Source organism: Shewanella phaeophyticola, assembly GCF_025398315.1.
GTDB lineage: Bacteria > Pseudomonadota > Gammaproteobacteria > Enterobacterales > Shewanellaceae > Shewanella > Shewanella phaeophyticola.
Genome location: NZ_JAODOQ010000001.1, coordinates 4,653,423 through 4,664,778, shown reverse-complemented (window position 1 = coordinate 4,664,778; position 11,356 = coordinate 4,653,423). Strand labels below are relative to the sequence as shown.

The 11,356-nt window shown below is 44.0% G+C and carries 11 protein-coding genes; all 11 read left to right on the top strand.

The annotated features are described in order from the left end of the window. Positions 1–61 precede the first annotated feature (61 nt). The 11 genes from gmk to recG all read left to right on the top strand — a co-directional run bounded on the left by gmk (position 62) and on the right by recG (position 11,340). Complete coding sequence (gmk, locus tag N4T56_RS21760) at positions 62–685, top strand: guanylate kinase (RefSeq protein WP_261734672.1); 624 nt, start codon at positions 62–64, stop codon at positions 683–685. 61 nt (positions 686–746) lie between these two features. Next, entirely contained in the window at positions 747–1,025 is a 279-nt protein-coding gene (rpoZ, locus tag N4T56_RS21755; RefSeq protein ID WP_160051914.1) for a DNA-directed RNA polymerase subunit omega, read from the top strand. 13 nt (positions 1,026–1,038) lie between these two features. Continuing rightward, positions 1,039–3,147 carry a bifunctional GTP diphosphokinase/guanosine-3',5'-bis pyrophosphate 3'-pyrophosphohydrolase gene (gene spoT / locus N4T56_RS21750; protein WP_261734671.1) on the top strand — a complete coding sequence of 703 codons (2,109 nt, stop codon included), beginning with the start codon at positions 1,039–1,041 and terminating at the stop codon, positions 3,145–3,147. 28 nt (positions 3,148–3,175) lie between these two features. After that, the gene (locus N4T56_RS21745) at positions 3,176–3,559 is read left to right on the top strand and encodes a RidA family protein (RefSeq protein ID WP_261734670.1); all 384 of its coding nucleotides are present in this window, start codon (positions 3,176–3,178) and stop codon (positions 3,557–3,559) included. 245 nt (positions 3,560–3,804) lie between these two features. Beyond that, positions 3,805–5,460, top strand: a complete 1,656-nt coding sequence (locus N4T56_RS21740) for an AMP-binding protein (protein ID WP_261734669.1) — start codon at positions 3,805–3,807, stop codon at positions 5,458–5,460. A 140-nt stretch (positions 5,461–5,600) separates the two neighbouring features. Continuing rightward, positions 5,601–6,530, top strand: a complete 930-nt coding sequence (locus N4T56_RS21735; RefSeq protein WP_261734668.1) for a calcium/sodium antiporter — start codon at positions 5,601–5,603, stop codon at positions 6,528–6,530. 169 nt (positions 6,531–6,699) lie between these two features. Further along, positions 6,700–7,380: a tetratricopeptide repeat protein gene (locus N4T56_RS21730; protein ID WP_261734667.1), complete on the top strand. Its 681-nt coding sequence runs from the start codon at positions 6,700–6,702 to the stop codon at positions 7,378–7,380. A 65-nt stretch (positions 7,381–7,445) separates the two neighbouring features. Next, positions 7,446–8,258, top strand: a complete 813-nt coding sequence (locus N4T56_RS21725) for a histidine kinase (protein ID WP_261734666.1) — start codon at positions 7,446–7,448, stop codon at positions 8,256–8,258. Continuing rightward, positions 8,246–8,536: a hypothetical protein gene (locus tag N4T56_RS21720; protein ID WP_261734665.1), complete on the top strand. Its 291-nt coding sequence runs from the start codon at positions 8,246–8,248 to the stop codon at positions 8,534–8,536. The genes N4T56_RS21725 and N4T56_RS21720 overlap by 13 nt, the downstream gene beginning before the upstream one ends. Beyond that, complete coding sequence (locus tag N4T56_RS21715) at positions 8,533–9,132, top strand: response regulator transcription factor (protein ID WP_261734664.1); 600 nt, start codon at positions 8,533–8,535, stop codon at positions 9,130–9,132. Before N4T56_RS21720 ends, N4T56_RS21715 begins: the two co-directional genes overlap by 4 nt. A 132-nt stretch (positions 9,133–9,264) precedes the next feature. Further along, entirely contained in the window at positions 9,265–11,340 is a 2,076-nt protein-coding gene (recG, locus tag N4T56_RS21710) for an ATP-dependent DNA helicase RecG (RefSeq protein WP_261734663.1), read from the top strand. Positions 11,341–11,356: the final 16 nt, after the last annotated feature.

The window sequence follows — 11,356 nt, the reverse complement described above, 5'->3', positions numbered from 1 at the left end:
TTACTGTTAACGAGTATAATATTAAGCTTTCTTAATGAATAACCAATGAGAAACCCAATTTATGAGCACTCGTGGAAATCTTTTTATTGTGTCAGCCCCTAGCGGCGCAGGTAAATCGTCTCTTATCTCGGCACTGTTAAAAGATAAACCCAGCGATAAACAGGTTTCTGTATCGCATACCACTCGCCAACCTCGCCCGGGTGAAGTTGACGGCCAACATTATCATTTTGTTGATGTTGAGCAATTTAAAGCATTAATTGCACAAGATGCATTTATTGAATGGGCTGAAGTATTTGGTAATTATTACGGCACATCAAAAACCGTAATCGAGCAAACGCTAGCAAAAGGTATCGATGTATTTTTAGATATCGACTGGCAAGGTGGTGAGCAAGTAAAAAAACTCATGCCATATGCTGTTGGAGTATTTATTTTACCTCCATCAAAAGCAGAGCTTGAGCGTCGATTAACTGGTCGAGGTCAAGACAGCCAACAAGTCATTGATTCGCGTATGGCACAAGCCGTATCTGAAATGTCGCATTATGCACAATATGAATTTGTGATTGTAAATGATGATTTTGATGTCGCCCTGACCGACTTAAACGCAATTATTCGTAGCCAAAGGCTAACCTGTGCTAGTCAGCAGTATACCCACAATGGTATGCTTATTGATCTCTTGGCAGATTAATTGTCATAGTGTACAATTTTGCGTCATTTTTTTCCCATAGATAACACTGGAGTTTCAACACATGGCTCGCGTAACTGTAGAAGACGCCGTAAACAAAATCGGCAACCGTTTTGATATGATCCTGGTTGCAGCGCGTCGCGCACGCCAAATCGCCGTGCAAGGCAAAGATCCTATGGTTGAGGAGATGAATGACAAGCCAACGGTTATCGCATTGCGCGAAATCGAGCTTGGGTTAGTCACCTCAAACACATTAGATGCTGACGAACGCCAAACTGTGCGTGAACGTGAAGCAGCTGAAATCGCAGCTGTTGCAGCTATTGCAGAAGGCCGCGTAGTTTAAGGAGTAGCGCCACTTGTATCTGTTTGAAGGTCTAAAAGAGTCAGCGTCCAGCTATTTAGAGCCGGAACAAGTAGAATTACTCAAGCAGGCCTATTTGGTTGCGCGTGATGCCCACGAAGGGCAAATGCGCACAAGTGGCGAGCCTTACATTACCCACCCCGTTGCGGTAAGCCGCATCTTGGCGGACATGCGACTCGATCACGAGTCGCTTATGGCTGCCCTGCTCCATGACACCATTGAAGACACTCCCGTCACCAAAGAAGAGCTTACTGAGCTGTTTGGTATTACGGTTGCGGAATTAGTCGAAGGTGTATCTAAGCTAGATAAAATTAAGTTTCGCGACAAAAAAGAAGCCCAAGCGGAAAACTTCCGCAAAATGATGATGGCAATGACTCAAGATATTCGAGTGATTCTCATTAAATTGGCTGACCGCACTCACAATATGCGTACACTTGGGGCACTTCGCCCAGATAAGCGTCGCCGTATTGCTCGCGAAACCTTAGAAATTTATGCGCCAATTGCCAATCGATTAGGTATTCACAATATTAAAATCGAACTTGAAGACTTGGGTTTTCAAGCTTATTACCCTATGCGACATAGAGTAATACGAGAAGTTGTAAAAGCCGCACGAGGCAATCGCAAAGAGTTAATAAACAGTATTGAATCAGCAATTGAGTCTCGCCTTGAAGAAGCTGGCATTCCAGCGAAAGTTAAAGGCCGTGAAAAAAACCTCTATTCTATTTACTGCAAAATGCGCAGCAAAGAGCTTCAGTTTCAAGAAGTGATGGACATCTACGCGTTTAGAATTATTGTTGACTCCATAGACACCAGTTACCGCGTTCTCGGTGCGATGCATGGCTTATATAAACCTCGCCCGAGTCGTTTTAAAGATTATATTGCCATTCCAAAAGCCAATGGTTATCAATCTTTACACACCTCTTTATTTGGTCCACATGCTGTGCCTGTTGAAGTGCAAATCCGCACCGAAGAAATGGATCAAATGGCAGACAAAGGTGTTGCTGCACATTGGATGTACAAAAATAGCACCGACGCTGCAAAACAAAACACCACCCAGGTACGCGCCCGTAAATGGATGCAAAGCCTGCTTGAATTGCAGCAAAGCGCTAGCAGCTCATTTGAGTTTGTTGAAAATGTTAAAACCGAGCTATTTCCAGAAGAAATCTACGTATTTACACCAGAAGGTCGCATTTTAGAGCTACCCGTTAACTCTACTGCAGTCGACTTTGCCTATGAAGTTCACACCGATGTGGGTAACTCATGTGTTGGTGCACGCGTTAATCGTCAAGCATATCCATTAAGCCAGCCGCTTATTTCTGGGCAAACGGTTGAAATTATTACCGCTAAAGGTGCAAGACCAAACGCTGCATGGCTCAATTTTGTGGTTACAGGTAAGGCGCGCGGTAAAATTCGCCAGGTATTAAAGAGCCTAAAAGGTGATAACGCCATCGCACTCGGTAAGCGCTTATTAAACCATGCATTAGGTGATACTAAGCTAGAAACCATTCCACCAGAATTGCTCGAAAAAGTGATTAAAGAAACCAAACACACTTCGCTCGACTCATTGCTGGCCGATATTGGCTTAGGCAACGCCATGAGCATTGTGATTGCCCAACGATTAGTTGGCGAACAGTTTGACTCACAAGATCACACTAAAGAAAAACCACAAATGCCAATTCGTGGTGCTGAAGGCATGTTAGTGACTTACGCTAACTGTTGTCGCCCTATCCCTGGTGATGCTGTGATCGCCCATGTGAGCCCAGGTAAAGGCCTAGTGGTTCACATGGAAAGCTGCGCCAATATTCGAGGTTATCAAGGTGAGCCAGACAAGTACATTTCAGTGCATTGGGATAACGTAGAGGGTGTTGAATACCAAGCGAATTTGCGGGTTGAAATTGTTAACCATCATGGTGCATTAGCTAAAATCACTTCAATTATTGCCTCTGCGGGTTCGAATATTCACAACCTCAGTACCGAAGAACGTGATGGCCGTGTGTATTTGATTAATTTACGTATTTCAGTGAAAGATCGTGTCCATCTAGCCAATGTTATGCGCCGGATCCGTGTGTTACCAGAAGTACTGCGCACATCGCGTAACCGTTAATTACTGCTAATTATAAGAGAGTACCCAAATGGCTGAAAAGATCATTATCGCAACCGACAAAGCCCCACAAGCAATTGGCACTTATTCGCAAGCCGTTAAAGTGGGCAGTACCGTTTATCTATCAGGTCAAATTCCATTAGATCCAAAAACAATGACCATGATAAGCGATGATTTTTCAGAACAAGTAGTGCAAGTGTTCGAAAACTTAACCGCAGTGTGCGAAGCGGCTGGCGGCACAATGAGTGATATCGTTAAATTAAATATCTTTTTAACTGACTTATCTCACTTTGCGACTGTAAACGACATTATGAGTCGTTACTTTCAACAACCTTACCCCGCTCGCGCAGCGATTGGTGTCAAAGAGTTACCTAAAGGCTCACTGGTTGAAATGGACGGCATAATGGAAATTTAACAGCCACTGTTAAAGATTCGATAAAGGCACCTTGGGTGCCTTTTTTATTATTTTCAACCTCAGTTCTATAGAGCATTTGCTCAACTCTTATTGTTTATTCAACAAATTCTGTTAACTTACTCAAGCGTGACCTTGCACGCATAGTGTGCAAATTGTTTGCGCCACTGCACAAAAATGGCCATACTAAGTTGGTGATTTACTCAACTATAAAATCCACAATAACAATAAAGAACATGGAAGCGTCGATGGAAAATTTAATTAAAACTCCCGTTGAGATGTTGTCTCATTGGGTAGAAACTCAAGGTGACAAAGTTTACCTTCGCCAACCAATTGGCGGCAAATATGTGGATTTCACATGGCGCGAAGTCCAACAAAAAATGCAACAAATTGCCGGTTCTCTTCGCCATTTAGGCCTAGCGCCAGGTGACAAAGTTGCCGTATTGTCTAAAAACTGCGCCGAGTGGTTTATTGTCGATTTAGCCTTAATGTATGGCGGCTACATTAGTGTACCAATCTATCCCACAGCCAATGCTGAGACCATTCGGTATGTGGTTGAGCACAGCGGTGTTAAAGCTATTTTTAGCGGCAAACTTGATCATTGGGCAGAACAAGAGGCCGCTGTTGGGGGCGACATTCTTCGTTTAGCTATGCCATACGATACCATGCCAGCACAATATCACTGGGAACAGTTGTTAACACTGGGCCAACCATTAGTTGATGCACCATTTCCAACCACAGACCAAGTGATGACCCTTATTTATACTTCTGGGTCTACGGGCAAACCTAAAGGTGCCATTCAAACCTTCGCCAGTTATGGCTGGGCATGTGAAGCCGTAGTGCGCGATTTAAAAACCAATACAGCCGACCGCCTGTTATCTTATTTACCGCTTGCTCACATTACTGAACGTGTTGCCATTGAAGGCTCATCATATTATTCAGGTTCTACCGTTGCCTTTGTTGAAAGCCTAGATTCATTTGTCGACGACATTCAACGCTGTCGCCCGACGGTATTTTTCTCTGTACCGCGCTTATGGACAGTATTCCAGCTCAATATTATTAATAAAATTGGTGAGAAAAAACTTAAAAACTTACTTAAGCTGCCTATTATTAGCAGTATTGTTAAAAGCAAAATTAAAAAAGGTTTGGGTTTAGACCAGTCTCGCTTAAACGGATCGGGTTCGGCGCCTATTCCGCCGTCATTAATACAATGGTACAACTCTATCGGAATTGATATTTGCGAAGCATGGGGTATGACAGAAAACAGTGCATATTCGATTATCAACTACCCATTTAATCCTAATAAGATTGGAACCGTAGGTCGCCCTGTAGAAGGTAGCCTTGTACGTAAAAGCGAGCAAGGTGAGTTGTTAGTGAAAAGCCCAGGATTAATGCAAGGCTATTACCTACAAGAAGAAGCCACTAAAGCCGCATTTGCAGAAGATGGCTTTTTCTATACCGGTGATTTGTGTGAAATTGACGAAGATGGCTACATTGAAATTACTGGCCGAGTAAAAGACAACTTTAAAACCTCTAAAGGTAAATATGTTGCACCAGTGCCCATTGAACGTCGATTAGCTCAGGACTCACACGTTGAACTGATTTGTGTTATTGGATCAGGTTTACCGCACCCTATTGCACTGGTTCAATTGTCTGAAGGCTCTAAACTGCAACCACGCGAAGAAGTCAGATCATCATTAAAAGAAACCCTAGACAGCGTTAACCCGCATTTAGAGTCACACGAACATGTTGATGCTATTGTCGTTGTTAATGAAGATTGGAACATCGAAAATGATGTGCTCACGCCAACCCTAAAAATTAAACGCCACGTGCTTGAAAAAGCCTTTAGCGCTAAAGTTGAAGGTGTTCGCGGTGCTAAAATTCGCTGGGAAGATGAGTTGTAATCTGCAATAGATTTTTTTAATCTGACCCGAAAAAATACACGCTAAATAGCGTGTATTTTTTTGACATATTCTGTCAATATACGCGCACAATTAGGCAGTACTAATGTGGTACAGCTTAACTTTACAAGGCAGAAACAATCATGTTCATTGCGTTATCGATTATTGGCGGTTTTATCATATTAACCTTTGGTGCAGAAGCATTAGTGCGCGGTGCAAGCGCTGTGGCACTTCGTTTAGGGATTGCCCCGCTCATCATAGGGTTAACCATTGTTGCATTTGGTACAAGTGCGCCAGAACTCGCAGTAAGCGTTAAATCAGCGCTTGCTGGTAACCCAGGGATTGCACTGGGCAACGTGGTGGGGTCTAACATCGTTAACATCGGGCTTATTTTAGCCATAACCGCACTTATCCGCCCGATTACTGTGCAATCACAAATGGTTAAACGCGATATTCCTATCATGATCGCGGCATCGGTCTTGGTATGGTTTTTATTACTTGATGGTGAAGTCAGCTTTATTGATGGTGCTATTTTATTTAGTCTACTTGTCGCTTATCTAGGCTTTAGTTATGTCAGCTCAAAAAATACCCCCGAAGAGTTAGACATTGATGCCACGCCACAAAACCCGCTGATGTCAGTGCTACTGATTGCGGTAGGGATTGCCATGTTAGTGGGTGGCGGTATTTTGTTTGTTGATGGAGCAGTTGATTTAGCTAAACAATTTGGCATAAGCGAAGTCATTATCGGCTTAACGATTGTGGCGATTGGCACCAGTATGCCTGAACTTGTCACCTCGGTGATGGCTGCGTTAAAAGGTCAAAGTGACATCGCCATTGGTAACGTTGTTGGCTCAAACATTTTCAATGTGCTGGGCATTTTAGGCGCTACAGCATTAATCCATCCGGTGTCAGCAGCAGGGTTTAATGAAGTCGATTTTATCGCCATGCTGATTTTTGCCATTATGGTTTTACCCTTTGCTTGGAGTGGCTTACGCATTGGTCGCCGTGAAGGCGGCGTGTTACTTACGGGATACCTGGGTTATACCAGCTACTTAGTTATGCAAGTGGTTTAATCCATCAAATATTGAGCGAACCCAATAAGGCCAACAACAATGTTGGCCTTTTTTGGCTACAAAATGACATTTGTCACCCTTTATTGGTGACCTTTGTGCCTGATAATCAAATCGGTGTTTCTCCATACTAAGGTTATTCCCACACAGGGTGGGCAATAAGGAGATAGCCATGAAAACACTACTATTAATTACTAGCCTTAGTTTAGTCAGCCATCACAGTCTTGCTGATATCAAGGATATTGATGACGCAGCTAACACCATGAACATGAATCAACTCGCGCAATATAGCCAAAACACCAGTGACTATGAGCAAGCTTACGCATTTTATCGATTAGCCATCACCGCTAACATTAGTGGTCAACGCAAGCAGGCTGCCGATTCGTTAAACCAAGCCCAAGATACCCTAGAAAACTTACTCGATGCACAAGCAACTGCAGACTCACAAGCACTGTTGGCAGCGGTATACGGAATGCAAATCGCGTTAGATAACAGCAAAGGTGCTGAGTACGGTATGAAAACAGCCACACTATTACAGCAAGCCACAGAGTTAGAGCCCAACAACCCAAGAGTCAGCTTAGTCAAAGCAATCAATGCATTTTACACCCCGAGCGTATTTGGCGGCGGACTTGAAAAAGCCCAATCCTTTGCAAGTCAGGCGATCACGCTTTATGACCTGCCTTGCGACACCATTTGTTGGGGACATGCTGAAGCCTATACATGGCGAGGACTTGTCAAACAGGAGCAAGGTGATTTAACTGCTGCAATGGATGACTGGCAAGCTGCAATCGACATAGACCCACAATACGCTTGGGCTATATTTCTGTTAAACCAACAGGCTGTAAAACAATAATGCCTTTTGCTTTTTTCTTGAGTTAACGCGCAGTTACTCTATGATTAACTGCGCTGGGAGGCACAATGACATCTTGCTTATCACCTAATAATGAAAAAAGTTACGAACAAAAAACTGCATGGGTTTACCTTATAAACTTAGGTTTTTATTTTATCCCACTGTTTTTTATGGATGGACAATGGTTAAAAATAACCTTAGCCGTGGCGTTGTTAATCCCTTTTATTGTTGGCTACTTTTGGGCATATAACAACTCAACAGAACACGCCTACAAACCCATTTTGTTCATGTTAATAATCGCGATTGCAGCGGGATGCTTAACCAGTGGCGCAATTTCACTTTTTAGCTTTTGCTGCTTTTTTATCGGTTTTTTCTACTCACTTAGAACCGCTATATTGAGCTTTATTGGTATCAGTATTCTCTTGTTAACCATAAACCTTTGGGTTGGTTACTCTGGCTATTATTTTACTTTTTATGGCATGGGGATCTGTTTAGGTGTTGGGGTATTTGGCGTTATTGAACGAAAGCGCCAACAAATAAAACGCCAGCAACAGCAATCTAATGACGAAATCACTCAACTTGCCACATCGCTTGAACGCGAACGTATTGCTCGTGACTTACATGATGTTATGGGCCATCACTTAGCTTCAATTGCATTAAAAGCAGAACTTGCAGATAAGCTCATTAGCGCAGGTAAAACCGAACAAGCACAACTGCAAATTAACCAAGTAAGCCAAATAACACGTGACTGTTTGAGTCAAATACGTCATACCGTGACCGATTACAAACACCAGGGCATAAGTCAAACTACTCACACGCTAAGCCAAATGTTGCGAGATAAATCCATTGCAGTCACCATTGAAGGTCAATGGCCAAATTGAATAATCTTGCTGAATCACAATTGTGTCTTATGTTAACCGAGCTGGTGAATAACACCCTTAAACACAGCAAAACTAACCACTGTAAGGTGGCAATCCAAACCATAGATAACCAATTACAGCTGCAATATATTGAAAATACTTCAATAAAAGCCTTAGCTGAGGGTAACGGTCTAAAAGGTATTAGAGAGCGTGCGGCGTTATTGCACGCAGAAGTGCAGTACCAGATTAGCCCACAGTTTATTGTCACTATCACCTTGCCACTGACAGAGCCGACATGAATATTTTATTAGCAGAAGATCAAGCAATGGTCCGCGGTGCGCTCGCCGCACTTTTGAGCCTCACCGACGATGATATGCAGATTACCGAAGTAGAAGACGGTGACAGCGCTTTGAAAATGCTCAAATCACAGCACTATGACTTATTATTAACCGACATCGAAATGCCCGGTAAGTCCGGTTTAGAGCTCTGCCAATGGTTACAACAACAAGCCAGTTCAACCAAGGTTATTGTCCTCACCACGTTTGGCCGTGCGGGTTACATAAAACGAGCATTAGAATACGGTGTCAGTGGTTTTTTATTGAAAGATGCTCCATCAGATGAGCTTATCAGCACCATTAAACAAGTGATGGCAGGCAAACGGGTTATCGACCCGGAGTTAGCATTTAGTGCCATCGGTGAAATCGACCCGCTTAACGATAAAGAACGCCGAGCATTACGCCTAGCCAGTGAAGGATTGTCTACCGCAGATATTGCCAGCAAATTGTTTATCGCCGAAGGTACAGTGCGTAATTATTTATCAGAAGCCATCAATAAACTCAGTGCCAGTAATCGTATTGATGCAGCGAGAATAGCCAAGCAGAAGGGCTGGCTGTAATAGCATATTGCCTTGTGAGTAAACTCTGCTAAGATAACCTAAACATCTGTATATAATTACAGTGATTTATTGGGGCTAATTGAAATCACTGTTGTTTTTACTTTTTAATTATCAATTTTAGGTGCACGCAATTTGCTACGACTGGATCAAGTTCCAATCACAGACCTTAAAGGCGTTGCCAAAAAGGTCGCAGAAAAGCTGGCTAAGCTCGGGATCAAAACAGTACAAGATGTGTTGTTTCATTTGCCGCTGCGCTACGAAGACCGCACACAAATTTACCCTATTGCCGCTTTACCTCCAGCGAGTTATGGCACCATCGAAGCTGAAATTCAATCGACTCAAATCATGCAGGGTAAGCGTCGCATGTTAGTGTGTCATGTCCGCGACCATAGCGGCATGATGAGCCTGCGCTTTTTTAACTTTTCGATGGCACAACGAAATGCCATGGAAAACGGTGCGATTATCAGAGCATATGGAGAGATAAGGCGCGGCAACCATCATAAAGAAATCGTTCACCCTGAATACCAAATCATCCACCCAGGTGAAACCGTCAACTTAAGTGACACACTAACGCCCATTTACCCAACAACAGAAGGCTTAAAACAAGCCAGTTGGATACGTCTAACTGAGCAAGCATTGGCTATGCTAGACCAAGGCGGATTACCTGAATTACTCCCAGCCAATTTGCAGCCCAATAACATTAGCCTGCGTGATGCGCTGCATACCCTGCACCGCCCATCTAGCTCAGTATCGCCTTATGAGTTAGAGCAAGGACAACATCCTGCTCAGCAACGCTTAATACAAGAAGAACTACTGACCCATAACCTTAGCATGTTGCAACTACGCCAGCGAAGTAATCAAGACGCGGCAGTCGCTATGGCCGCTACAGGGCAGTTATTACAGCCATTTTTGGCTCAATTGCCCTTTTCGCCAACTGGGGCACAACAACGCGTGGTCGCAGAAATCAACCAGGATTTGCAACAACCAACCCCCATGATGCGTCTTGTACAGGGCGATGTAGGTTCAGGTAAAACCTTAGTGGCAGCACTCGCCGCTTTGCAGGCTATAGAAAATGGTTATCAAGTCGCGATGATGGCGCCAACAGAATTACTAGCAGAACAACACGCGGCTAATTTTGCCACATGGTTTGAACCTTTAGGCATCAAAGTCGGCTGGTTAGCCGGCAAGCTGAAAGGCAAAGCCAGAGCGCAATCACTTGAAGACATCGCCAGCAGTGCAGCACAAATGGTGATTGGCACCCATGCTATTTTTCAACAAGCCGTTGTGTTTAATAAACTGGCATTAATCATTATTGATGAGCAACATCGTTTTGGGGTGCATCAACGCTTAGGCTTGCGTGAAAAAGGCATTAGCCAAGGCTTTCACCCTCATCAGCTGATTATGACCGCAACGCCAATACCGCGCACACTCGCCATGACAGCCTATGCCGATCTTGACACCTCCATCATTGATGAGCTGCCACCAGGGCGTACACCTGTCACCACGGTTGCGATTGCCGATACTCGCCGGCAACAGATCATTGAACGCGTCAGACATGCCGCCATTAACGATAACCGCCAAGCTTATTGGGTATGCACCTTAATCGAAGAATCTGAAGTCTTAGAATGCCAAGCGGCAGAAGATACCGCAGCAGAGCTGAGCGCAGCACTACCCGAGTTAAAAGTCGGTTTGGTGCATGGCCGGATGAAAAGTGCTGAAAAGCAAGCCATCATGGCACAGTTTAAATCAGGTGAATTGAACTTATTGGTGGCCACTACCGTCATAGAAGTCGGCGTAGATGTGCCTAATGCCAGTTTAATGATTATTGAGAATCCAGAGCGACTTGGGCTTGCTCAATTACACCAACTAAGAGGTCGAGTTGGTCGTGGCGCCGTAGCCAGCCATTGCGTGTTGCTTTACAAGGCGCCACTATCGCAAACGGCAACCAAACGCTTGGGAGTATTAAGAGACAGCAACGACGGCTTTGTGATTGCGCAAAAAGATCTTGAAATCAGAGGCACTGGTGAAGTGCTTGGCACAAAACAAACCGGTTTAGCTGACCTTAAAATTGCCGACTTAATTCGCGATCAACACCTCATTGCACCGACTCAAAAATTAGCGGTGCACATCAACCAGCAGGTGCCGCAAAATATCGACGCTATCATTGAACGATGGCTAGGAGACCGTCAACAGTATGTCCAAGCCTAAAAGCTTGAGCATAAAA